We start from the raw sequence: 22,951 nt of genomic DNA, 5'->3' as shown, positions 1-22,951 counted from the left end.
ACACCTCGTAGGGCGCAGTGAGTCGGGCGCTAAATCAGGACGTGCCGACAAGCGCGCGCGCGAAGGCTTTCGGATCGAAGGATTGCAGGTCTTCGGCCTGCTCGCCGACGCCGATCGCATGCACCGGCAGCGCGAACTTGTCGGCCAGCGCGACCAGGATTCCGCCGCGCGCGGTGCCGTCGAGCTTGGTCATGATGAGGCCGGAAACCCGCGCCACATCGCGAAAAACCTCGACCTGGCGCAGCGCGTTCTGTCCCGTCGTCGCGTCCAGCACGAGCAGGGTCGAGTGCGGCGAGGTCGGGTCCTGCTTGGCGATGACGCGGCGGATCTTGTCGAGCTCTGCCATCAGGTCCTTCTTGTTCTGCAGCCGGCCGGCGGTGTCGATCAGCAGCACGTCGGCATTGCGCTCGCGCGCCGATTTCAATGCGTCGAAAGCGAGGCCGGCGGAGTCGGCGCCCGATTCGCGCGACATCACCTCGACCCCGGCGCGGGCGCCCCACACCTTCAATTGATCGATCGCGGCGGCGCGGAAGGTGTCGCAGGCGGCGATCACGACGGTCTTGCCCTGGTCGGCCCAGCTCTTGGCGAGCTTGCCGATGGTGGTGGTCTTGCCGCTGCCGTTGACGCCCACGACCAGGATGACATGCGGCCGGTGCGCCGGCTCGATCGCCAGCGGCACCGCGACGGGCGCGAGCAGGCCGGCAATTTCCTCGGCCAGGGCCTCGCGCACCTCTTCCGGCGAGACCTCCTTGCCGAACCGGGTCTTCTTCAGGGTATCGACCACGCGGCCGGCCGGGCCGACGCCGAGATCGGCGGCGATCAGCAGCTCCTCCAGCTCGTCCAGCGTTTCCTGGTCCAGCGGCTTCTTGGTGAAGATGCCGACGATCCCGTCCGAGATCGACTGCGAGGTGCGCTTCAGCCCGTCCTTGAGCCGCGCGAACCAGCCCTTCTTCTCGGTCATGCCGCGAGCAGATGGGTCGGCGCGACCGCCGTCACCGTCGCCTCGACGATGCTGCCGACCGGCGCGGCTTGCGCGAGTCGCACCGGCGCGTAGTGCTCGCTCCGCCCGCCGTCGCGGTCCTCGACCAGCACGCGGGCCGGGCGGCCGACCTGCGCCGCGCTCCATTCCGCGATCCGCGCGGCGCCGGCGGCACGCAGACGCGCCGCGCGTTCCTTGCGCACGGCCGACGGCACCTGCGGCATGCGGGCGGCCGGCGTGCCGGGCCGGGGCGAATAGGGGAAGACATGCAGCCAGGTCAGGCCGCAGGCCTCGACGTGCTCCAAGGTGCGGGCGAACATCGCCTCGCCCTCGGTCGGGAAGCCGGCGATCAGGTCGGCGCCGAACACCACATCCGGCCGGGCGGCGCGCACCCGCTCGCAGAACGCCACCGCCTGGTCTGGAGTGTGGCGGCGCTTCATGCGCTTCAGCACCATATCGTCGCCGGCCTGCAGCGACAGGTGCAGGTGCGGCATCAGCCGCTTCTCGCCGGCGATCAGGTCCAGCAGGTCCGCATCGATCTCGGCGACGTCGATCGAGGAGAGGCGCAGCCGCTCGATCTCCGGCACGGCGGCGAGCAGGCGGCGGGTCAGCTGGCCGAGCGAGGGCCGGCCCGGCAGGTCGGCGCCGAACGAGGTGAGGTCCACGCCGGTCAGCACGATCTCGCGATAGCCGGCCTGGACCAGCCTACGGGCCTGATCCACCACGCCGCCGAGCGGGACGGAGCGCGAATTGCCGCGGCCATAGGGGATGATGCAGAAGGTGCAGCGGTGGTCGCAGCCGGTCTGCACCTCCAGGAAGGCGCGCACCCGGCCCTCGAAGCCGTCGACCAGGTGCGGCGCCGTCTCGCGCACCTGCATGATGTCGCCGACCAGGGCGCGCGGGCCGGCCTCGGCATAGCTCCTCGGATCCAGCTTCTCGGCATTGCCGAGCACGCGGTCGACCTCCGGCATGGCGGCGTAACGATCGGGCGCGATCTGCGCGGCGCAGCCGGTGACGATGATCCGCGCGCCCGGGCGCTCGCGCCTAAGGCGGCGGATGGTCTGGCGCGCCTGCCGCTCGGCCTCGGTGGTCACCGCGCAGGTATTGACCACCACCACCTCGCCCGGCGCCGCGCCCTCGGCGTTGCGGCGCACGATCTCCGACTCGAAGGCGTTGAGCCGGCAGCCGAAGGTGACGACCTCGACCCGGCTCATGCCGCAGCCTCGATCAGGCTCGGGCTCAGCACGCCGCGGAAGCTCTCGGCGATCGGGCCGGTCATGATCACATGGCCGTCCTCGCGCCATTCGATCGCCAGCACGCCGCCATCCAGCCGGATCTCGACCTTGCGGTCGGTCAGCCCGCGGCGGAAGCCGGCGACGCCCGTCGCGCAGGCGGCGGTGCCGCAGGCGGAGGTGATGCCGGCGCCGCGCTCCCACACGCGCAAGCGCACATGGCCACGGTCGATTACCTGGGCGACGGAGATATTGGCCCGCTCGGGAAAGATCGGATGGTGCTCCAGCATGGGGCCGACGGTCGCGAGCGGCACGGCCTCGGCATCGGCCACGAAGAACACCGCATGCGGGTTGCCCATGCTGACGCAGCAGGGATCGGCCAGGACGGGTGCCGAAGCGGGGCCGACCGCAACATCGACATGCAGGGTATCGGCCTCCCTGGCCAGCGGGATGTCGCGCCAGCCGAGCTTGGCCTCGCCCATGTCGACCGCGATCATGCCGGCTTCGGCATCGCGGCTTTCCAGCAGGCCGGCCAAGGTCTCGATGACGACGCGGCCGCGCCGCCCGCGCTCGCGCATCACCAGCTCGGCGACGCAGCGGCTGGCGTTGCCGCAGGCCGCCACCTCGCCGCCATCGGCATTGTGGATGCGCATGAAGATGTCGGCCTTGTCCGACCGCTCCAGCGTGATCAGCTGGTCGAAGCCGACTCCGGTCCGCCGGTCGGCGACGGCGCGGATCGCCGCCCGGTCCAGGGCGACCGGCCTCTCGCGGGCGTCCAGGATGACGAAGTCATTGCCCAGGCCGTGCATCTTGATGAACGGAAGCTGCATGGCGGGCCTTATAGGGCGGCCCGCGTCGCCATACAAACCCCGCCGGCAAACCCTCGCTAGCCGGCCTTTTTAACCACCCGCTTGGTCGAGGCCGGGTACTTGCCGAGCAGCCGTTCCGGCCGGGTCGGCCGGGCCTGCAGGTCGCCGCCGCAATTGGGACAGGTCCGCTTGTGCGTGCCTTCGGCGCAGGGCGCGCAGAAGGTGCATTCGAAGGTGCAGATATAGGCCGAGGCGCCGTTCGGCAGGTCGGTGTCGCAGGTCTCGCAATTGGGGCGCAGTTCCAGCACGTCCTCTTCCTCCCTTGGTCGCAACTCAATATAGCCGACGGTGCGGTCACGATGCCGCGCGGTTCTCGACTTCATGCACCCCCGGACGGTGAAGTCATGCTAGAGCCAGGAACCGTTGGCACGGGCCGCGACGAGGGGGGCCGAACCGCCATGGAGATGCACCAGGTCCGCTATTTCCTCGCGGTCTGCGAGACGCTGAATTTCACCCGCGCGGCCGAGCGCTGCAACGTCTCGCAGCCGGCGCTCACGCGCGGCATCAAGACGCTGGAGGACGAGCTCGGCGGGCCGTTGTTCAACCGCGAGCGCAACCAGACCAACCTGACCGAGCTCGGCCGCCTGATGCTGCCGCACCTGCAGGAGGTCTGGGAGCAGCAGGAGCAGGCCCGCCAGCGCGCCAAGGGCTTCGCCCAGCTGAAGGACGCGCCGCTCCGCCTCGGCATCATGTGCTCGATCGGGCCGATGCGGCTGGTGCCCATCGTGCAGGCCTTCCACGGCCGCTATCCCGGCATCGAGCTGCACCTGATGGACGCCAAAGGCGGCGTGCTGCAGGACCAGCTGGTCAACGGCGATCTCGACGTGGCGATCTACGCGCTGCCGGAAGGCATCGACGAGCGGCTGCATGCCCGCCCGCTCTTCGCCGAGCGGTTCATGATCATCACCGCGCCGGGCCACGCATTCGAGCGGCAGAACGCCGTCAAGGCGAGCGACCTGGACGGCCAGCCCTATCTCTCCCGCGCCGGCTGCGAATACGGCCCCTATATGCGGAAGATCCTGGAGACGCGCGGCGTGAAGGTCGCGCGCATCTACCGCTCGGACCGCGACGACTGGGTGCAGGCGATGGTGCTGGGCGGCCTCGGCTTCGGCTTCTTCCCGGAATTCTCGGTGGCGCTGCCGGGCCTCGTGGTGCGCCCGCTGGTCGAGCCGGCGATCGAGCGCAACGTCAACCTGGTGACGGTGCGCGGCCGGCCGCACACGCCGGCGCTCGCCGCCTTCGTCAAGGAAGTCGCCGGCCACAAATTCGACCCGCCGCGCGCCTCAGCCTGAGGCGGGCCGGCCGAGGCTCAAGCGGTCGATCCGGGCCAGCACTTCCTCCGGCTCGGCGCGCTGGGTGAAATCGGCCTCCACATGCGCATAGTCGACGATGCCGTCGGTGCCGATCAGATAGGTGGCGGGCAGCGGCAGCTCCCAGCGGCCGGAGCTGCCGATGGTGGCGGTGTCGAGGCCGGCGGCGCGCGAGAAGGCCACCAGCTCGTCCGGCATCGGGAAGACCAGGTCGAACAGCCGCGCCACGCGGTGGTCGAAATCGAACAGACGGCGCAGCTTGAGATGCGCGAGGCGCTCGCGCACTTCGGGCAGGGCCGGATGCTCGCCCGAGATCGCCACCAGCGCCGCGCCGCGCCGGCGGAACTCGGACGCCGCCGCGTCATAGGCTTCCAGCGCGATGCGGCAATAGGGGCACCAGCTGCCGCGATAGAACATCAGCACCGCCGGGCCCTCGTCGAGCGCCCGCATCAGCGAGAAGCGCATGCCCTCGCCGTCCGGCAGCTCGAAATCGGGTGCCGTCTCGCCTTCCTGCAGGGCGCCTTCCATCGTGCCCGAGGCGCGGATGCGGGCCAGCGCCAGGTCCAGCATGGCCTGGCGGCCGGGCTCGCGCTGCCGGCGCGCGGCGCCGGCGGCGGAAGCGAGTTCAGCGCGAAGGCCCATGCTGCGCTCCGTTGCCGGCTCCGTCGCTCAGCCGAGCGACTTGCGGGCCAGATGATCGACCGACAGCGTGCCGGGACCGCGCGTGACCAGATAGATCAGGATCGACGCCCACAGCAGGTGCTCGGACCAGTTCGCAGGGTAGACGAAAAGCTGGATCACCGCCGTCATGCCGAGCAGCGCCGCGGCGGCCGGGCGCGTCAGCAGGCCGAGCACCAGCAGCACCGGCGCGGTCAGCTCCGCCGCCGTCGCCAGCGGCGCAGCGATTTCCGGCGCCAGCAGCGGCACCTTGTACTCCTCGCGGAACAGATCGACCGTGATCTCCATATTGGCGATCTTGGTCAGGCCCGACTTGAAGAAGACGGCGCCGCCGCCGATGCGCATCAGCACTTCGATGACGGAGAGCGGGAAGGCCTCCAGTCCCGCATAAAGCCGGCCGATCGCACCGGTGATGCCGGATCGGCGGCTGGCCATGGCGGCGTCGTTCATCATGTCGTCCCCTCCAGGTTTGATGGCAGTACTTGCGACGGGCCGAGCAGGCCGTGGCGCAGGGCCAGCCCCAGCGCTCCGGCGAGATGGAACATCGGGTCGGCCGCGGCCGCGGCGGCCGCCGCGGCGCCCAGCGTCTCGCCGGCCGCCATGGCAGCAAGGAACGCATGGTCGCCGGGTTCGAGCGTGATCCAGGCGGGCCGGTCGCCATCGGGCCAGATGGCGATCCGCTCGCCGCCGGCATCGAGATCGACCGGTGCCGGATCGTCGCTCGCATCGGTGGCGAGGCGCCAGAGCGCGGTGAGCGGAAAGCGGGAGGCGATCAACGTCACGCCCGGCACCGGCGCGCTGCGAAGGTCCGGCAATTGCCGCGGATCGATGGCCGCCAGCGTCGGCACATCCAGCACCGGCGCCGGTTCCGCCTGCATGGCGCGGTTCAGCGCGAAGGCGAAGCGCAGCATGTCGGGCAGGAACGGCGTCGCTGCTGCCGCGGCATCGCCGGCGCAGAAATCGGCGAAGTCGCCGCCATATTCGAACAGGCAGGGACCCGCCGGCGGCTGCGCCGCCGCGAAGCGGCCCGCCAGCGCATCGAAATACGCCTCGCCGACCAGCCGCCGCACCGGGGCGAAGGTGGTGCCCAGCGCTTCGACCAGGCTGAGCCGGTAATGGTTGGCGTGGATGCCGAGCCGGCGCGACGGATCGATGCCGTCGGCCACGATCCATGCCGCGATTGCGGGCGCGGCGGCGGGATCGCCGGCCAGGATGGCGCGGGCCATGCCCGCCTGCAGCTCACGCAGCGACGGGTTCACGCCGGCCTGCCATCGTTGCCTCGGCCCGGCGCCGGTCGGCCTCATGGGCCTCCGCCACCAGGATTTCGAGGGCGGGAATCTGGGTGTCCCATTCGATCAGCGCCGGCGCGACGGGAAACCGGCGCAGCGCTGCCTCATAGAGCCGCCAGACCGGCGGCGGCACCGCGGAGCCGTGGTCGTCGATCAGGATGCGGCGATTGCCGAGATCGTTGATCGCGTGGCCGGCGAGATGGATTTCGCCGACCGCCGCGGCCGGCACGCGGTCGAGCCAGGCCAATGGGTCGATGTCGTGGGGATCGCTGCTGTGATTGGCCGCGTTGACATGCAGGTTGTTGACATCGACCAGCAGGCCGCAGCCGGTCCGGCGCGCCAGTTCGGCGAGGAATGCCGCTTCGTCGATGGTCGAATGCGCGAAGCGGAGATAGGTCGACGGGTTCTCGATCAGCACCGCACGGCGCAGGCGATCCTGCAGCTGCGCGATATTGCCGGCGACCAGGTCGAGCGCTTCCTCGGTATAGGGCAGCGGCAGCAGGTCGTTGAGATAGCGGCCGTCCTGCAGGCTCCAGGCGAGATGCTCGGAAACCAGCGCCGGTTCGATCCGTTCGACCAGTCCGGCGACGCGGTCGAGATGCCGCGCGTCCAATCCGTCGGCGGAGCCGAGCGAGAGGCCGACCGCGTGCACCGAGATCGGGAAGTCGCGGCGCAGGATCTCGAGCTCGGCCACCGCCGCCGGGCCGCCGAGATAATTCTCGGCATGCACTTCGAGAAAGCCGACCGAGGGGCGCGCAGCGAGGACGGCGGCCCGGTGGGGCTGCCTGAGGCCGATGCCGGCCCGGGATAGCGATCCGTCCATCGCGCGCGTCCCTCGTTCAGGTTCGGCCGATGGCGATCAGCTGGCCTTGGTGCTGCCGCCGACGATCTTGCCGCACAGGCCCGCCGGCACGTAGATCCAGGCGTCTTTCTGCGCGTCCTTCTTCGCCGTGCCGGCGCAGGACGAGGTCGCGGTCTGGCAGTCGTTCTGCCCGGCCTTGGAGACGCCGTAGCACTTCTCCTTCTTGTCCTGCGCCAGGCTCGGGCTGGCCGCGGCGATCGCCAGTGCCGCGGCGACGGCGGAGGCGAGGGTAAGGGCGGTGGTGGTCTTCATCGGTCACTCCCTGACGAGGGTTGCGGGTTGGCTTCCGGGGGCTGCCCTGGAATGGAGCCGGCCGCCGGGCGGGATGCCCATCGGCCTGGTCGCAAGGTGCCCGCATGGCGGCCGAAGCGGAAATGCCAGCTTCCTATCGGAACCATGCCGGCGCCTTATGCGCCCGCCGACCTTCGCCGCGAAGGCGGTCGCCGCTCAATACAAGTCTGCTCACATCGGAGTGATATAGGGGCGCGACGGGTCAGGCGGTCTGCGCCCGTTCCTCCGGCTCGCTTGCCGCCGCCGCCCGGCCGACGGCATACCAGCAGCATTCCATTTGCCAGATCGGCGCGATGCGCTCGAAGCGCAGGCCGAGCTTTTCCAGCACGCGGCGCGAGGCGGCGTTCTCCGGCCGCACCAGGCCGATGATGCGGTCGAGGCCGAGCGTCTTGAGGCCGAAATCGAGCGCCGCGCCGGCCGCCTCGGTCGCCAGACCCTTGCCCCACATCGTCTTGTTCAGCAGGTAGAGGATCTCCACGTCGCGCGCTTCCTCGACATGGCGCAGGCCGCACTGGCCGAGCAGCCGCCCGCTCTTCCGGTCGGTCACGGCCCAGACGCCGAAGCCGCGCCGGCGCCAGTGGTCGTTGAAGTTGGTGATGTTGCCGCGCGCCCGCGATTCCGCGTCGGCGCGCGACAGGCCGCGGCCGGACTGCATGTGGCGCATCACCGTGTCGTCGGCATAGAGCCGGGCCAGCGCCTGCCAGTCGTCGGTCTCGAACCGGCGCAGCCTCAGGCGGTCGGTTTCCAGCATGCTCATGCGGCGCGCACCGCGGCGATGCGCTGGCGGATGGCCGGGCCACCCGTCTCGCCCATTTCGTAGCCGCGCACCTGCAGGCGACCGCGCACGGCCTCGAGCAGCTCGCCGTCGCGCAGCAGGTGATCGGGATTGCGCGGCCGGCCATATCGCTCCTGGCCGACGGCGAAGGTGTCGTAGATCAGCGCGCCGCCCGGGGCGACCGCGTCGATCAGGTTGGGAAACAGCGGCCGCCAGAGATAGTTCACCACGACGACGCCCTCGAAATGCCGATCGACGAACGGCCAGGGTCCGGATTCCAGATCGGCGGCGACGATCTCCGCCTCCGGATCCGCGGCCAGGTCGTCCAGGCCGGATATGTCGATATCTACCAGCGTCACCGGATGCCCTCGGGCCCGGAACCACCGGCCGTGGCGGCCTCTGCCGGCGGCGACATCCAGCACGCGGCCGCCCGGGGGCACCAGATGCGCCCAGCTTGCCGCCCAGGCCGATGGCATTTGCTCATCGTGAGAAATCTTCGACTCCGCCCCTTGCCACCTTTGCGCCCGACCCCCATCTTGGGCCTTTGCCACCCGCGAATCGGCAAGTCCATGGTCGTGTACGATTTGACCTGCAGCAAGGGCCACGTTTTCGAGGCCTGGTTCCGCTCGAGCGAAGCCTTCGACGCCGAGAAGAAGAAGCGACGGCTGGTCTGCGGCATCTGCGGCGATAAGAAGGTGAAGAAGGGCCTGCAGGCGCCGAACATCGCGCCGGCGCGCGAGGCCTCGCCGACCGAGCAGAAGAAGGCCGCGGCGGCGATGTACCAGATGCTGGTCAAGATGCGCGACCACGTGGAGCAGAACGCCGAGCATGTCGGCGAGAAATTCGCCGAGGAAGCGCGCAAGATTCATTACGGCGAGACCGAGGCGCGCAACATCTACGGCGACGCGACCGAGGAGCAGGCCGAGGAGCTGCAGGAAGAGGGCATCGAATTCGGCCGCATCCCCTGGGTGCCGCGCGCCGACGCATGAACGCGCCGCCGCCGGCCGCCGTGGTCTTCGATCTCGGCGGCGTGCTGATCGACTGGAATCCCCGCCACCTCTATCGCAAGCTCTTCAACGGCGACGAGGCGGGGATGGAATGGTTCCTCGCCCATGTCTGCCACGGCGAGTGGAATATCCGCCAGGATGCCGGCCGCAGCTGGGACGAGGCCGTCGCGGAAGCCGAAGCGCGCCATCCGGAACATGCGCCGATGATCCGTGCCTATCGCGACCGCTGGCCCGAGACCATGGCGGGCGCCATCGACGGCACGGTCGCGATCCTCAACGCACTGCACGCCGCCGGCACGCCGCTCTACGCGCTGACCAACTGGTCGGCCGAGACCTTTCCGCACGGCCGCGCGCGCTTCGAGTTCCTCGATCGCTGCTTCCGCCACATCGTCGTCTCCGGCGAGATCAAGCTGATCAAGCCGGACCCGGCTATCTTCCGGCATCTCGAAGCGAGCTGCGGCGTCACACCGGCCGATACCGTCTTCATCGACGATTCGCCGGCCAACGTCGCCGCGGCGACGCAGCTCGGCTACCGCGCCATCCGCTTCGAAACGCCGGAGCAGCTCCGCCGCGACCTGGCGGCCCACGGCCTCCAACTCTAGGCAGATCATTTCGAGCGGCAGTGAGGCAATGAAAGCCCTCTCTGCCCTCGTGCCCTATCGCGATTGGATGAAGCGTTCCAGTTTGCCCAGCGTCTGCAGGCCCAGCTCGATGGCGCCGAAGCCTTTCGCCGTCTGGAACTCGGCCTCGGTGCTGAACACCATGCCGAGCGTCACTTTCGTCGCCCCATCCTGATCCTCGAACGAGGCCCAGGCATCGGCATGTTTCGGCCCGTTCTCGCCCCAGAGCAGCGCATAGCCGATCCGCTCTTCCGGCCGGACCTCGATATAGCGATGGTGGTTCGGGTACACCGTGCCGTCTGGCCCGATCATGTCGAACACCCATTCGCCGCCGGTTCGCAAGTCGATCCTCTGCGTGCGGCAGGAAAATCCGTCCGGCCCCCACCATTGCGGCAGCGTCTCGGGGTTCATCCAGGTGTTCCAGACAACGCTTCGCGGTGCCCGGATCACGCGCTGCAGCACCATGGTTCGCCGCGCCACCCCGGCGAGATTGTCCAGTCCCGCGTCGAAGCCCTGCCGGTAGCCGGCCCGCATGTCCTCGGCCAGCGAGGCAAGCTGCACCGTCACGACCAGCCGGCTCTGCTCGTCGCTGCCGGAGAAATCGGCCGTCACCAGCGCCGCCGATTGCGTCACGCCACCGGAGGAGACCACTTCGTAGTTCACGCTGCGCCGCGCCGGCTGCAGCTCCAGCCAGCCGCACTCGCAGCGGATATCCGGCTGGCCTTCGACCTTGCAGAGCGAGACTTCGCGTCCACCCACTTGGGTGTCGGCCTCCAGGAACTCCACGGTGACCGAGGGCGTCGGCGCCGACCAGACCGCCCGCGCGGCCGGGGCGGTCCAGACCTGCCACAGCACCGACAAGGGCGCGGCCACGTCCCGCTCGAAGGTCAGCGTCGCGAAGCGGCCCGCCGCAGAAGCGCGCGCCGCCGGCATCCCGTTCGGATTCGGTTTCGATGTCATTCCGTGCGTTCCTTCATCGCCTGCATCGCCAGTGCTTCCAACCTGTCGAGCCGGGCCTCCCATATGGATCGCTGCTCATCGAGCCATGTCCGCGCCGGCTCCAGGGCGTCGGGAACGATGGCGCAGGTGCGCACCCGCCCGTCCTTGACGGTGGCGATCAGCCCGGCCGCTTCCAGCACCGAAAGGTGCCGCATCACCGTCGGCAGGCGCAGGCCCGTGGGCTCGGACAGATCGGTCACTCGCGCGGGCTGTCCCGCGAGCCGGGTCAGGATCGACCGGCGGGTCGGATCGGCCAGCGCATGGAAGAGCAACGAGAGTTCAGGATGATGCTTAGTCATATTGCTAACTATCATCCGATGTGCCAGCTGCGCAAGTAAAACTTCGTCAACTTGCTAAGTGTTCCGGGGCCGGCACGTCGCCCCTTTCCGTCTTGAAGGCTAGGATTGAGGCTTGGACGGCCGATATTGCATTTTAAGTGAAGATATTGTACTATACGGCATCTCAGCGATGGATGCCGCTATGCCCCAGACCGAACCGCCCAAGCGCTCGCTCTACGAGTGGTCGTTCCGCATTCGCCGGCGCCACATCCTGCGCACCATCCGTAACCCCAGCCTGTCGCCGGCGGCGAAGCAGATCCTGGTCGCGCTGGCCCTGCGCGACGACGATCCCTTCATCCTGCCCGAGCGGCTGCCGGTCGCGGCGCTGGCCCGGCATCTCGCGCTGGCCGAGCGCACGGTCCGGCAGGCCATCGCCGAGCTGGCGGTGGAGAACTGCCTCACCTTCCGCGTGACCGGCGCGGGCCGCCCGCCCCGGGCGGCAGAGGAGGTCTGGGACCCGGCGGAGCGGCCCGATATCGCGCGCGAGCACGCCTTCATCCGAGCCGCTTCCGCGCTGCCGAGCCGGGCCGAGCATCTGGAGATGATGGGCCGCCTGCGCGACCGGGCGGTGGCGGCGAAGCGCATCGCCACGGCCGTCTCGGCCGAGCGTGCCTTGGGCCGGGCGCTCGGCATCGGCGCCAAGCCGCGCCGCGGAACAGATGCGCCGCCACCGGTGTCCGCATTTGAGGAAACAGAGGTATCGCTCGCCCCGCCGCATGGCGAGCTGGTGGAGGTCAACGCCATCAACATCGACCGCGCGCTCTCGCCGGCGGCGCGCCATGCCGCGATCGAGCTGCTGCTCGACCCCGTGGACGATCCGGCGGACCGCCCCGACGACATCGATTTCTACTGGAGCGTCCGGCTCTCCGGCCGGCTCCGCATCACCGTGCGGGCCGCCCGCAAGGCGCTGGCCGAGCTCGCCGATCTCAACCTGATCGCGCAGGCGCGGATCCGGACCCACGGCCCGGATCGGGTCATGCCGGGCAGCGAGATCTGCATCTATCCCGGCCGCATCGCGGAACGGATGCGCCGCGGAACGGAAGCGCCGCCGCTGCTCGCGCTGGAGCCGGAGGACCCGGTCGCGGCGCATGTCCGCCGCCTGGAGGCGCTCCGCGACCTCGCCTGCGATGCCGGCCTCGCGCCGACGGCTATCACCGCCCAGCACGCCATCGGCCGCGCGCTGGATTTCGCCGAAGAGAGGGCGGCGGAAGCGGAAGAAGCCGCGGCAGAGCCGGAAAAAGCGCCAGTTTCAGCGGCGGAGCCGCCGCCGCCGCGCATCGACGTCCTCGGCTTCGTCCGCCACCTGCTCGACACCGATCCCACGATGGGCCCGGTGATCGCCGACGTCATGGCCGAGATCCGCAACCTGCCACCGCCCGAGCCTGCGATCGCAGAGGCCGCGGAGTGAAAGCCCTCCCTCGCGTTGCGCAGCAACGTGGGGGAGGGTGGGGTGGGGGTTTTTGCGTTTTTCCGCGCCGCCGCGCCAGGGATGGGCAAAACACAAAAACCCCCACCCCCGCCTCCCCCGGCTTCGCCGAGGGAGGAGCAATCTCCGCATGCCTCCGCGTTCTCTGCGTCCCCCGCGGTGAAAATGCTGGATTGTGACCTACGCGGCGCTGTCCGGCTTCCACCGCAGCACCGGCTGCCGCGCCGCCGCCGTCTCGTCGAGCCGACGCCGGGGCGCGAGATACGGCGCGCCGGCGAAGCGCTGAGTGTCGCCCGCCTTGGCCCGCTCGGCCAGATGCGCCAACGCGCCGATGAACTGGTCCAGCGCGCCCTTCGATTCCGTCTCGGTCGGCTCGATCAGCAGCGCGCCATGCACCACCAGCGGGAAGTACATGGTCATCGGGTGATAGCCTTCGTCGATCATCGCCTTGGCGAAATCGAGCGTGGTGACGCCGGTGCCCTTCAGGAACTCGTCGTCGAACAGCGCCTCGTGCATGCAGGGCCCGTCGAAGGCCGGCGTCATCACATGGTCGAGGCTCTTCATGATGTAGTTAGCGGCGAGCACCGCGTCTTCCGCCGCCTGTTTCAGCCCGTCGCCGCCATGGCTCATCATGTAGGCGAGGGCGCGCACGAACATGCCCATCTGGCCGTGGAAGCCTTTCAGCCGTCCGAACGGATGCGCATCGCCCTCTTGGCTCTCGACCAGGCGGAAGCCTTGTCCATCATGCACCACATAGGGCAGCGGCGCATAAGGCGCGAGCGCGGCGGAGAGCGCGACCGGGCCGGAGCCCGGCCCGCCGCCGCCATGCGGCGTCGAGAAGGTCTTGTGCAGGTTGATGTGCATGGCGTCGATGCCGAGATCGCCCGGGCGGACGCGGCCGACGATGGCGTTGAAGTTGGCGCCGTCGCAGTAGAAGAAGCCGCCGGCGCCGTGGATCGCATCGGCGACGTCGATCACCTCGCGCTCGAACAGGCCGCAGGTATTCGGGTTGGTCAGCATCACCGCGGCGACGTCGGGGCCGAGCTTCTTCTTGAAGGCGTCGAGATCGACGCGGCCGTCCTTGGTCGCCGGAATCGGGTCGACCGAATAGCCGCAGAACGCCGCCGTCGCCGGGTTGGTGCCATGCGCCGATTCCGGCACCAGCACGCGCTTGCGCTTGTCGCCGCGCGCTTCCAGCGCGGCGCGGATGGTCATCAGCCCGCAGAGCTCGCCATGCGCGCCGGCCGCCGGGGAGAGCGCGACCGCCGGCATGTTGGTCAGCCGCTTCAGCCAATGCGCCAAGGTGTCCATCAGCTCGAAGGCGCCCTGCACGGTCGATGCCGGCTGCATCGGATGGATGTCGCCGATGCCGGCGAGCCGCGCCATCTTCTCGTTCAGGCGCGGATTGTGCTTCATGGTGCAGGAGCCGAGCGGATAGACGCCGAGATCGATGGCGTAGTTCTGCCGCGACAGCCGCACGAAGTGCCGCACCACCTGCGGCTCCGAAAGTCCCGGCAACCCGATCTCGCCCTGGCGCGCCAGGCCGCCCAGACGATCCGCCACCTTCGGCGGCTCCGGCAGGTCGACGCCGGTGCGGCCCTTCTCGCCCTGCTCAAAGCTGAGCGGCTCTTCGTGGGCGAGGCCGCGATGGCCGGTATAGGTGGTGATGGTCGGCGTTGCAGCGGCGCCTTCCGGCTGCGTCGCGCGGCCCTGGCGGTTAAGCATGGCTGAGCTCCTCCGCCAGCGCCTTGGCCAGCGCCGCGATGTCGGCATCGGTGACGGTTTCGGTGGTGGCGACCAGCAGCAGGTTGGCCAGCGCTGCGTCCGTCGGGTAGAGCCGCGATACGGGCACGCCGGCCAGAATCTGCTTCGCCGCCAGCCGATCGACCACCGGCGCCGCCGGCTTCGGCAGCGCCACCGTGAACTCGTTGAAGAAGGCCCGGTTCAGCACCTTCACGCCGGGGATCGCGGCGAGCGCGTCCGCCGTCTGCACCGCCTTGGCATGATTGAGCCGCGCGAGCCGCGTGTACCCCGCCTCGCCCAGCAGGGTCATGTGGATGGTGAAGGCGAGCGCGCAGAGGCCGGAATTGGTGCAGATGTTCGAGGTCGCCTTCTCGCGCCGGATATGCTGCTCGCGGGCCGAGAGCGTCAGCACGAAACCGCGCTTGCCGTCCTGGTCCACCGTCTGGCCGCAGAGCCGGCCCGGCATCTGCCGCATCAGCTTCTCGCGCGTGGCGAACAGGCCGACATAGGGCCCACCGAACGACAGCGGCACGCCGATCGACTGGCCTTCCGCCACCACGATATCGGCGCCCATCGCGCCGGGCGGCGTGACCAGGCCGAGCGAGACGATCTCCGCCACGGCGACGATCAGCAGCGCGCCCTTGGCATGCGCCGCCGCGGCCAGCGCCTTCAGGTCGTGCAGGTGACCGAAGAAGCTCGGATTCTGCACCACCACGCAGGCGGTCTTGTCGTCGATCATCGCAGCGAGGTCTTCGGCGCCGTTCGGATCCGCGGATGCGAAGGCGAGGTCGGCTTCCATCGCGCCGCCGGTCGTGGCGATCACGTCGCGGTAATGCGGATGCAGCCCGCCCGAAATCACCGCGCGCTTGCGCCGCGTCGTGCGGAACGCCATCAGCACCGCTTCCGCGGCCGAGGTGGCGCCGTCATACATCGAGGCGTTCGCCACCTCCATGCCGGTGATCGCCGCCACCTGGGTCTGGAACTCGAACAAGTATTGCAGCGTCCCTTGCGCGATCTCCGGTTGGTACGGCGTGTACGAGGTCAGGAACTCGCTGCGCTGGATCAGGTGATCCACGGTGGACGGGATGTGGTGGCGATAGGCGCCGGCGCCGAGGAAGCAAGGCACCGATCCCGCCGCCACGTTCTTCGCCGCCATGGCGCCGATCGCACGCTCGACCTCCAGCTCGCCCATATGCGGCGGCAGGTCGATCGGCTGGTTCAGCCGCGCCCGGGTCGGCACGTCGCGGAACAGGTCGTCGACGGAAGCGACACCGATCCGGTCCAGCATGGCCCGGCGATCGGCCTCGGTCAGCGGCAGGTAGCGCATCAGCCGAGGCCCTCGACGAAGGTCTTGTACGCGTCCTCGTCCATCAGGTTTTCGAGCTCGGTCGCATCGGCGATCTTGATCTTGAAGAACCAGCCGTCGCCCATGGCGTCCTCGTTGACCAGGCCCGGCTTCTCGACGACGGCGTCGTTCGCCTCGACCACCTCGCCGGCGACCGGCGCATACACTTCGGCCGCCGCCTTCACGGAATCGATCACCGCCGCCTCGTCGCCCGCATCCAGGCTCTTGCCCACATCCGGCAACTCGACGAACACGATGTCGCCGAGCTGGCCCTGCGCGTAGGTGGTGATGCCGATGGTGCCGGTATCACCCTCGACGCGGATCCATTCATGGTCCTCGGTGTAGTACGTGTCGCTCATCGACCTCTCTCCATCCCCTCTCGATGTCTCAAGTCTTGGCGTAGCGCTTGGCGACGAAGGGCAGCTTCGTCACCACGGCGCCGACCGGCTTGCCGCGCAATTCCAGGATCAGCTTGGTATCGGGCGCGGCCAGCGCCGCCTCGACATAGCCGAGCGCGACCGGCCCGCCGGCGCTGGGGCCGAAGCCGCCCGACGTCACCTTGCCGACCGCGCGGCCGCTTGCATCGCGGATCTCGGTGCCGTCGCGCACCGGGGCGCGGCCCTCGGGGCGCAGGCCGACCAGCTTGCGCGCCGGCCCGTCCTTCAGCTCGCGCTGGATGCGCGCGGCACCGGGAAAGCCGCCTTCCTCCCGCCGGCGCTTGGCGATGGAGAAGGCGAGGCCCGCCTCGATCGGCGATGTCGTCGTGTCGATGTCATGGCCGTGCAGCGGCAGGCCGGCTTCCAGCCTGAGCGAATCCCGCGCGCCGAGGCCGATCGGCTTCACCGCCGGATCGGCCAGCAGCATGCTGGCGAGCGTCGTCGCATCCTTGGCCGCGACGGCGATCTCGAACCCGTCCTCGCCGGTATAGCCGGAGCGGCTGACCCAGGCCTCGATGCCGTCGATCTTCATCGCGCCGGCGGTCATGAAGGCGAGCTTCGCCGCGTCCGGCGCCAGCTTGCCCAGCACTGCCGCCGCCTTCGGTCCCTGCAGCGCGAGCAGCGCGCGCGCGCCGTGATAGGTGACGCTGCCGTCGCCCAGATGCCGCTTCATATGCGCGATGTCGGCCGCCTTGTTGCCGGCATTGACGACCAGAAACAGATCGCTCTCGCGGCGCGTCACCATCAGGTCGTCGAGGATGCCGCCGGTCTCGTCCAGCAGCTGGGTGTAGCGCAGCTTGTTCAGGCCGAGGCCCAGGATGTCGCCCGGCACCAGCTTCTCCAGCGCCTTGTCGATGCCGGCGCCGGTCAGGGTCACCTGGCCCATATGCGAGACGTCGAACAGCCCGGCGCTTTCGCGCGTCCACTGGTGCTCGGCGATGATGCCGGTCGGGTACTGCACCGGCATCGCATAGCCGGCGAACGGCACCATGCGGGCGCCGAGGCGGACATGCAGGTCGTTCAGCGGGGTCTGGGCGAGCGGCTCGTTATTCGTCGTCAATGCGCACTCCGGGCTTCAAGGGCAACCTCGTCCGCCACGGCCGGGCTGGCCGCAGCACTGACGAACGGTTGCCCCCTCTGTCCGGTTCACCTGAGAGATTCCGCGCTGTCCAAAGCAGGACAACGCTTGCTCCTTCGGTGGGGTGGCTTGGCACCACCCGCTTTCCAGAGCGCCTCGATCGCCGCGGTCCTGGGGCCTGAGAGTTTCCGGGGCGGTTGCTCCTTCGGCGGCGCCGGCCCATGGGCCGGCACACTCTCCCGCGGCAACCGTAACGGCACGCGACTCCGTTCCGATCGCGAGGGCGATGATAGGTGGCCGCCGGTCCGAGTCAAACGGCGCCGGCCCCATTGCGCGATGCAACTATCACGGGATAATATTTTATAAATCACTGCGATAATAAGGTGCCTGCCGATGCCTGCCCTCGGTCTGATTCTCCTGCTCGTTCAGGTCGGCTTTGCCGTGCATGCGGTGCGCACGGGGCGCGCCTATTGGTGGATCGGCATCATCATGTTCCTGCCGGTGGCCGGCTGCGCCGTCTACTTCTTCGCCGAGTTGCTGCCCGAAATCACCCGCTCGCGCGCCGCCCGGCAGGCCGTGCGCGACGTCAAGACCCTGATCGATCCCGAGCGCGACTACCGCGCGGCCGTGGACCGGTTCGCCGAGACCGACACGGTGGAGACGCGCTCCCAGCTCGCCGCCGAATGCCTCAACCTGAAGCGCTATCAGGAGGCGGTCGACCTCTACCGCGGCGCCCTGACCGGCCATTACGCGCACGATCCGCACCTGATGCTGAGGCTGGCCGAGGCGCAGTATCTCAACGGCGCGCCGGACGCGGCGGCGCAGACCCTGGAGGAGCTGCGCGCGCGCAACCCTGGCTTCGACAGCGCCGAAGGTCATCTTCTCTACGCGCGGTCGCTGGAAGGGGCGCAGCGCATGTCGGATGCGCTGCGCGAATACGCCGCCCTCGCCGTCTATTATCCCGGCGAGGAGGCCCGGGCGCGGCACGCCCTGCTGCTGATCCGCACCGGCGAGATCGACCAGGCGCGCGAGGTGTTCCGCGAGCTGATCCGCAAGGTCGAGCGCGCGCCGGGCCATTACGGGCGGGCCGAGCGCGAATGGTACAACCTCGCCAGGCAGCACGTTTCCGGCTGAGCCATTGCCGTTCAGGCGCGTTGACGCTTGCGGTAGCGAACCCTAGGTTCGCCCCGCCATGACCCGAGCCCCGGACCGCGTGTTCGACCTTCTCGTTGTCGGCGGCGGGATCAACGGCGTCGGCATTGCGCGTGACGCGGCGGGCCGTGGGCTCGCGGTTCTGCTGGCCGAGAAGGGCGATCTCGCCCGTGCCACATCCTCCGCCGCGACCAAGCTCATCCACGGCGGCTTGCGCTATCTCGAGCAGTACGAGTTCCGCCTGGTGCGCGAGGCGCTGGCGGAGCGCGAGGTGCTGCTGCACATGGCGCCGCACATCATCTGGCCGCTGCGCTTCGTGCTGCCGCACGACCGGCACCTGCGGCCGGCCTGGATGATCCGCATCGGCCTCTTCCTCTACGACCATCTCGGCGGCCGCACCACGCTGCCGGGCTCGGAAGGCGTCGATCTCGCGCGCGCGCCCGAAGGCCGCCCGTTGAAGGACGACTACCGCAAGGGCTTCGTCTATTCCGATTGCTGGGTCGACGATGCCCGCCTCGTCGTGCTCAACGCGGTGGCTCTGCGCGAACTCGGCGGCAGCGTGCTGACGCGCACCTCGCTGACGGCGGCACGGCGCGACGGCGAGCTCTGGCGCGCTACGCTGAAGGACGAGCGCACCGGCGCGACGCAGGAGGTCGCCGCGCGCGGCATCGTCAACGCGGCCGGGCCCTGGGTCGGCGACGTGCTGTCGGGTGCGCTCGGCGTCAACGCGCGCGCGCAGGTGCGCCACATCAAGGGCAGCCATATCGTGGTGCCCAAGCTCTTCGACGGTACGCACGCCTATATCTTCCAGCATCCCGACGGGCGGGTGATCTTCGCCATTCCCTATGAAGGCCGGTTCACCCTGGTCGGCACCACCGACATTCCCTATCAGGGCGATCTCGACCGGCCGGCCATCGACGGGGCGGAGACCGAATATCTCTGCGCCGCGGTCAGCCGCTACTTCGCCAAGCAGGTGTCGCCGGAGGAAGTGGTCTGGAGCTATGCCGGCGTGCGGCCGCTCTACGACGACGGCTCGACCGATCCCTCCGACGTGACGCGCGACTACGTGCTGGAGCTGGAGGAGGGCCGGCCGCCGCTGCTCTCGGTCTATGGCGGCAAGCTCACCACCTACCGCCGCCTCGCCGAACATGCGCTGGAGCGGCTCGAGCCCTACTATCCCGGCATGAAGCCGGCCTGGACGTCGGGGCCGACCTTGCCGGGCGGCGATTTCCAGGGCCGCAGCTTCGCCGCGCTGGTCGACGACCTGGTTTCGGCCTATCCGGCGATCGACCGCACCTTGCTCGCCGGCTTCGCGCGCCGCCAGGGGACGCGCAGCCGGGCATTGCTGGGCGATGCGCGGAATGTGGCCGATCTCGGCCGCGATTTCGGCGGCGGGCTCTATGCGCGCGAGATCGACTATCTGGCGGCGGAAGAATGGGCCGAGACGGCGGACGACGTGCTGTGGCGCCGCACCAAGCTCGGCCTGCACCTGCCGCCCGGCGGCGCGCAACAGGTGGCGCGTTATCTGGCGGAGCGAAAATGACCGGCGCGAGGGAGGATCCATGTCCAAGGTAGTTGTCGAGCGGCAGGGCGCGGTGCGCACCGTGACCGTCAACCGGCCGGAAAAGCGCAACGCGCTGGACGGCGAGACCATCGCGCTGCTGCAGCAGGCCTTCGAGCTGGCGCCGAATGCCGAGGAGCGGGTCATCATCGTGCGCGGCAACGGCCCCGCCTTCTGCGCTGGCCTCGACCTCTCGGCCGGGCTGCAAGCCGAAAGCGGCATCGTGCCGATGCTGCGCGCGCTCGAGCTGTCGCCGCTGCCCGCGGTCGGCGTGGTGCATGGCGACGCCATCGCCGGCGGCAACGAGCTGGCGCTGCATTGCGACATCGTGGTGGCGTCCACCGCGGCGCGCTTCGGCATGTCGGTGGTGCAGATCGGCATCGCGCCGAACTGGTTCCTGATCAAGAAGCTGGTCGAGGTGGCGGGTCCGGTGGCGGCCAAGGAGATGCTGCTGCTCGGCGATCCGCTGCCGGCCCGGCGCATGCACGAGCTCGGCCTGATTGCCCGCATCGCCGAGCCGGCCGATCTCGAATCCGCCGCCAAGGCGGTGGTCGATCGCCTGGCCGCCAACGCCCCGCTGGCGCTCCGCGCGCTGAAGGGCACCATCGTGCGCCAGCTCGAAGCGGTCGATCTGCTGAAGCACGAGGATATCGACGCGCTGATCGACGCCGCCCGCAACAGCGAGGACGTGAAGGAGGGCATCGCCGCCCGCTTCGCCAAGCGGCCGGCGAAGTTCCGCGGGGTCTAGCCGATGACCGGCGCGGCGCTGGTCACCGGCGCGGGGCAGCGCATCGGCCGCGCCATCGCGCTCGACCTCGCCCAGGCCGGCTATGCCGTCGCGCTGCATTGCCATCGCTCGCGCCTCGCGGCGGACGAGCTGGCCGCCGAGATCATGACCAGCGGCGGCAACGCCGCGGTGATCGTTGCCGATCTTGCCGACACGGCGGCGGTGCAACGGATCGTGCCGCAGGCGGCGCAGGCGGTCGGCCCGCTCGACGTGCTGGTCAACAACGCCGCCGTGTTCGAGATGGACACTATCGAGACGGCGACGGCGCAGTCCTGGGACTTCCACCTCGACATCAACCTCAAGGCGCCGTTCTTCCTGTCGCAGGCCTTCGCCGCCCAGCTGCCCAAGGCAGCGGAAGGCAATATCGTCAACCTGATCGACATGCGGGTCTGGCGGCTCACGCCTTATTTCGCCAGCTACACCGTCAGCAAGGCGGGCCTCTGGACCTTGACGCAGACGCTCGCCATGGCGCTGGCGCCGCGCATCCGCGTCAATGCCATCGGCCCCGGCCCGAGCCTGCCGAGCCAGCGGCAGAGCGAGGCGCAGTTCGCCCGTCAGGTGGCGGACACGCCGCTCAAGCGCGGCGCGTCGCCGGAGGAGATCGCGGCGGCCGTGCGCTTCCTGCTCGATGCCAGGTCGATGACCGGCCAGATGCTGGCGCTCGATGGCGGCCAGCACCTGCCGTGGCGCTCCGGCCCCAAGACGGAGGAGGCGGAATGAGCAACGACCGGCCGGCGCATCCCGACCGGCGCATCGCCGACGCGCTGCGCGGTCTGCGCCACGTCTTCGTGCGCGACCTCGAGCTCGACGCCGCGATCGGCGTCTGGCGGCATGAGCATGGCCGCCGGCAGCCGATCCGCATCAACCTTGATCTCGGCGTGATGCAGGACGCGACCGCGCCGGAGGATGCGCTCGACGCCGTGGTCGATTACCAGCGCCTGGTCGACCAGGTGAAGGCGATCGTCGAGCGCGAGCATCTGAAACTGGTCGAGACGCTGGCCGAGCGCATCGCCGCCGCCTGCTTCGAGGATCCGCGCGTGGTGTCGGCCCGCGTGCGGGTCGAGAAGCTGACCGCCATTCCCGAGGCGGTCAGCGTCGGGGTCGAGATCGAGCGCTTCGCGCGACGCTGAACCCCGCGTTAGCCCTTGGCCGCGCTGCGAAATCCAATTCCGGGTTTAACCATCCTATGGTATTGCGAGTCATTATCATTTGCTTTAGAACCAGCCCCACGTTCTCCTGAAGCCAGCCGGGTCCCGCTGCCCCGGGATGCAAGCGCAAGCCACGGAGCGTAGCCCTCGGCCACGGCCGAGCGCGCCGCACGAGGAGCTTTTGTTGCATGTATGTGGGGAAGTGCGCGGGCAGCGTTGGCGGGGAGATCGCCGCGGTGGAACGAACCGGGCGCCGTTCGCTGAAAGTCGTGAAGCCGGCCGAGGCGGCGACCGCGGCGCCGGCGGGTGCGAGCCGGTCGGCGCAGCGTGTCACCAGCTCATCTTTGTTCCAGGGCGGCAAGCTGCTGCTGATCGAGCATGCGGGCAGCGAGTACCGCCTGCAGATCACCAGCCGCGGCAAGCTGATCCTCACCCGATGAGCGTCGCGGCAAGCGATCCGATGGCGCTGAGCCTGGCGCCGGGCCTGCGCGAGACGCTGGGCATCAGACCGGGCCGCCGCGAGATGGGTCTGGCCGTCCCGATCTCCATGCTGCTGCATGGCGCGGTGATCGCCGCGGTCGCGCTTGGCTGGCAGCTCGGCGCCGGTGCGCCGGAAGACGTGCCGATGGACGTCATCGTCGTCATGGAACCGGCCCAGGCCGAGGAAGCGCCCGAAGTGCAGGCCGCGCGGGCGCCCGACATGGCGGAGCAGCTGCCGATGGTCGAGCCGCCGCCGCCCGTGCAGGTGGCGGAGTTGACGCCGATCGAGCCGCCGCCGGTCGAGCGTATGCCGGAACCGCCGCCGATCTTGGAGCTGCCGCCGTCCGAGCCGTTGCCGCCGGCGGTGACGGAGACCGCCTTCGTGCTGCCGGCGCCGCCACCGCCGCCGCCGATCCAGAAGCCCGTGAAGAAGGAGCCGCCCAAAGCCGTGCCGAAGCCGGTGGCGCCAGCGCCGCCGGCCCCGCCGCGCGAAGCCGACCTTGCCGCGCTGGCGCCGGCCGCCGCGCCGCCCGCCGCCGAGCCGG

Annotated in this window: 27 protein-coding genes, 1 pseudogene and 1 riboswitch; of the genes and pseudogenes, 11 read left to right on the top strand and 17 right to left on the bottom strand. The window is 69.7% G+C overall.

Annotated elements, in window-relative coordinates:
* Nucleotides 1-34: 34 nt before the first annotated feature.
* Genes ftsY through DT074_RS08090 form a run of 4 tightly spaced genes read right to left on the bottom strand, consistent with a single transcriptional unit; the run spans nt 35 to nt 3,328 of the window.
* Nucleotides 35-961: a signal recognition particle-docking protein FtsY gene (gene ftsY / locus DT074_RS08105; protein ID WP_119419332.1), complete on the bottom strand. Its 927-nt coding sequence runs from the start codon at nt 959-961 to the stop codon at nt 35-37.
* On the bottom strand, nt 958-2,193 hold the full coding sequence (gene mtaB / locus DT074_RS08100) for a tRNA (N(6)-L-threonylcarbamoyladenosine(37)-C(2))-methylthiotransferase MtaB (RefSeq protein WP_368744535.1): 1,236 nt from the start codon (nt 2,191-2,193) through the stop codon (nt 958-960). The genes ftsY and mtaB overlap by 4 nt, the downstream gene beginning before the upstream one ends.
* Nucleotides 2,190-3,041 (bottom strand): diaminopimelate epimerase, encoded by an 852-nt coding sequence (gene dapF, locus DT074_RS08095; protein ID WP_119419330.1) that lies wholly within the window; start codon nt 3,039-3,041, stop codon nt 2,190-2,192. Before dapF ends, mtaB begins: the two co-directional genes overlap by 4 nt.
* A gap of 56 nt (nt 3,042-3,097) precedes the next feature.
* A complete protein-coding gene (locus DT074_RS08090; RefSeq protein ID WP_119419329.1) occupies nt 3,098-3,328 on the bottom strand; it encodes a DUF1272 domain-containing protein in 231 nt (76 codons plus the stop codon).
* A 150-nt stretch (nt 3,329-3,478) separates the two neighbouring features.
* Between DT074_RS08090 and DT074_RS08085 the strand changes: the two genes are divergently transcribed.
* Nucleotides 3,479-4,372: a LysR family transcriptional regulator gene (locus DT074_RS08085; RefSeq protein WP_119419328.1), complete on the top strand. Its 894-nt coding sequence runs from the start codon at nt 3,479-3,481 to the stop codon at nt 4,370-4,372.
* Here DT074_RS08085 and DT074_RS08080 read toward each other — a convergent pair.
* From DT074_RS08080 to DT074_RS08050, 7 genes are all read right to left on the bottom strand, one after another.
* Nucleotides 4,364-5,032, bottom strand: a complete 669-nt coding sequence (locus tag DT074_RS08080; RefSeq protein ID WP_119419327.1) for a peroxiredoxin-like family protein — start codon at nt 5,030-5,032, stop codon at nt 4,364-4,366. The genes DT074_RS08085 and DT074_RS08080 overlap by 9 nt on opposite strands.
* 27 nt (nt 5,033-5,059) lie before the next feature.
* Nucleotides 5,060-5,521, bottom strand: a complete 462-nt coding sequence (locus DT074_RS08075; protein WP_368744534.1) for a DoxX family protein — start codon at nt 5,519-5,521, stop codon at nt 5,060-5,062.
* Nucleotides 5,518-6,327 (bottom strand): HvfC/BufC N-terminal domain-containing protein, encoded by an 810-nt coding sequence (locus DT074_RS08070; RefSeq protein ID WP_162914722.1) that lies wholly within the window; start codon nt 6,325-6,327, stop codon nt 5,518-5,520. The genes DT074_RS08075 and DT074_RS08070 overlap by 4 nt, the downstream gene beginning before the upstream one ends.
* Entirely contained in the window at nt 6,308-7,180 is an 873-nt protein-coding gene (gene bufB, locus DT074_RS08065) for an MNIO family bufferin maturase (RefSeq protein WP_119419325.1), read from the bottom strand. The genes DT074_RS08070 and bufB overlap by 20 nt, the downstream gene beginning before the upstream one ends.
* A gap of 36 nt (nt 7,181-7,216) precedes the next feature.
* Entirely contained in the window at nt 7,217-7,471 is a 255-nt protein-coding gene (locus DT074_RS08060) for a BufA1 family periplasmic bufferin-type metallophore (protein ID WP_119419324.1), read from the bottom strand.
* 241 nt (nt 7,472-7,712) lie between these two features.
* A complete protein-coding gene (locus DT074_RS08055) occupies nt 7,713-8,267 on the bottom strand; it encodes a GNAT family N-acetyltransferase (protein ID WP_119419323.1) in 555 nt (184 codons plus the stop codon).
* On the bottom strand, nt 8,264-8,761 hold the full coding sequence (locus tag DT074_RS08050; RefSeq protein WP_119419322.1) for a class I SAM-dependent methyltransferase: 498 nt from the start codon (nt 8,759-8,761) through the stop codon (nt 8,264-8,266). The genes DT074_RS08055 and DT074_RS08050 overlap by 4 nt, the downstream gene beginning before the upstream one ends.
* 93 nt (nt 8,762-8,854) lie before the next feature.
* Between DT074_RS08050 and DT074_RS08045 the strand changes: the two genes are divergently transcribed.
* On the top strand, nt 8,855-9,274 hold the full coding sequence (locus DT074_RS08045) for a DUF1178 family protein (RefSeq protein WP_119419321.1): 420 nt from the start codon (nt 8,855-8,857) through the stop codon (nt 9,272-9,274).
* Nucleotides 9,271-9,894: an HAD family hydrolase gene (locus DT074_RS08040; protein WP_119419320.1), complete on the top strand. Its 624-nt coding sequence runs from the start codon at nt 9,271-9,273 to the stop codon at nt 9,892-9,894. The genes DT074_RS08045 and DT074_RS08040 overlap by 4 nt, the downstream gene beginning before the upstream one ends.
* Before the next feature lie 54 nt (nt 9,895-9,948).
* Here DT074_RS08040 and DT074_RS08035 read toward each other — a convergent pair whose 3' ends face one another.
* On the bottom strand, nt 9,949-10,872 hold the full coding sequence (locus DT074_RS08035) for an SRPBCC family protein (protein ID WP_119419319.1): 924 nt from the start codon (nt 10,870-10,872) through the stop codon (nt 9,949-9,951).
* Complete coding sequence (locus DT074_RS08030) at nt 10,869-11,210, bottom strand: ArsR/SmtB family transcription factor (protein WP_438503673.1); 342 nt, start codon at nt 11,208-11,210, stop codon at nt 10,869-10,871. The genes DT074_RS08035 and DT074_RS08030 overlap by 4 nt, the downstream gene beginning before the upstream one ends.
* Before the next feature lie 181 nt (nt 11,211-11,391).
* Between DT074_RS08030 and DT074_RS08025 the strand changes: the two genes are divergently transcribed.
* Complete coding sequence (locus tag DT074_RS08025; protein ID WP_162914721.1) at nt 11,392-12,657, top strand: hypothetical protein; 1,266 nt, start codon at nt 11,392-11,394, stop codon at nt 12,655-12,657.
* Nucleotides 12,658-12,855: 198 nt separating this feature from the next.
* On the opposite strand, the gene gcvPB is transcribed toward DT074_RS08025, so the two are convergent.
* From gcvPB to gcvT, 4 genes are read right to left on the bottom strand one after another with little or no spacing between them, the layout of a single operon-like run.
* Nucleotides 12,856-14,400 (bottom strand): aminomethyl-transferring glycine dehydrogenase subunit GcvPB, encoded by a 1,545-nt coding sequence (gcvPB, locus tag DT074_RS08020; RefSeq protein ID WP_119419316.1) that lies wholly within the window; start codon nt 14,398-14,400, stop codon nt 12,856-12,858.
* Nucleotides 14,393-15,745, bottom strand: coding sequence for an aminomethyl-transferring glycine dehydrogenase subunit GcvPA (gene gcvPA / locus DT074_RS08015; protein WP_119419315.1), 1,353 nt, complete (start codon nt 15,743-15,745; stop codon nt 14,393-14,395). The genes gcvPB and gcvPA overlap by 8 nt, the downstream gene beginning before the upstream one ends.
* Complete coding sequence (gene gcvH, locus DT074_RS08010; RefSeq protein WP_119419314.1) at nt 15,745-16,122, bottom strand: glycine cleavage system protein GcvH; 378 nt, start codon at nt 16,120-16,122, stop codon at nt 15,745-15,747. Before gcvH ends, gcvPA begins: the two co-directional genes overlap by 1 nt.
* A 28-nt stretch (nt 16,123-16,150) precedes the next feature.
* Complete coding sequence (gene gcvT / locus DT074_RS08005; protein ID WP_119419313.1) at nt 16,151-17,260, bottom strand: glycine cleavage system aminomethyltransferase GcvT; 1,110 nt, start codon at nt 17,258-17,260, stop codon at nt 16,151-16,153.
* A gap of 174 nt (nt 17,261-17,434) precedes the next feature.
* Nucleotides 17,435-17,530, bottom strand: a riboswitch (glycine riboswitch).
* A 141-nt stretch (nt 17,531-17,671) separates the two neighbouring features.
* Between gcvT and DT074_RS08000 the strand changes: the two genes are divergently transcribed.
* The 7 genes and pseudogenes from DT074_RS08000 to DT074_RS07970 form a co-directional block, all read left to right on the top strand.
* On the top strand, nt 17,672-18,412 hold the full coding sequence (locus tag DT074_RS08000; RefSeq protein WP_119419312.1) for a tetratricopeptide repeat protein: 741 nt from the start codon (nt 17,672-17,674) through the stop codon (nt 18,410-18,412).
* A gap of 58 nt (nt 18,413-18,470) precedes the next feature.
* The gene (glpD, locus tag DT074_RS07995; RefSeq protein ID WP_119419311.1) at nt 18,471-19,973 is read left to right on the top strand and encodes a glycerol-3-phosphate dehydrogenase; all 1,503 of its coding nucleotides are present in this window, start codon (nt 18,471-18,473) and stop codon (nt 19,971-19,973) included.
* A gap of 19 nt (nt 19,974-19,992) precedes the next feature.
* Entirely contained in the window at nt 19,993-20,739 is a 747-nt protein-coding gene (locus tag DT074_RS07990) for an enoyl-CoA hydratase/isomerase family protein (protein WP_119419310.1), read from the top strand.
* 3 nt (nt 20,740-20,742) lie between these two features.
* Nucleotides 20,743-21,498, top strand: coding sequence for an SDR family oxidoreductase (locus DT074_RS07985; RefSeq protein ID WP_119419309.1), 756 nt, complete (start codon nt 20,743-20,745; stop codon nt 21,496-21,498).
* Entirely contained in the window at nt 21,495-21,908 is a 414-nt protein-coding gene (gene folB / locus DT074_RS07980; protein ID WP_119419308.1) for a dihydroneopterin aldolase, read from the top strand. Before DT074_RS07985 ends, folB begins: the two co-directional genes overlap by 4 nt.
* A 254-nt stretch (nt 21,909-22,162) precedes the next feature.
* Nucleotides 22,163-22,366 (top strand): hemin uptake protein HemP, encoded by a 204-nt coding sequence (gene hemP / locus DT074_RS07975; RefSeq protein ID WP_368744532.1) that lies wholly within the window; start codon nt 22,163-22,165, stop codon nt 22,364-22,366.
* A pseudogene (locus tag DT074_RS07970) lies at nt 22,363-22,951 on the top strand (hypothetical protein); the annotation flags it as partial. The gene hemP and the pseudogene DT074_RS07970, both read left to right, overlap by 4 nt.

It is taken from the genome of Desertibaculum subflavum, from assembly GCA_003576705.1.
Lineage (GTDB): Bacteria > Pseudomonadota > Alphaproteobacteria > Ferrovibrionales > Ferrovibrionaceae > Desertibaculum > Desertibaculum subflavum.
The sequence above is the reverse complement of the archived record's forward strand: the minus strand, read 5'-3'. Positions and strand labels throughout refer to the sequence as shown.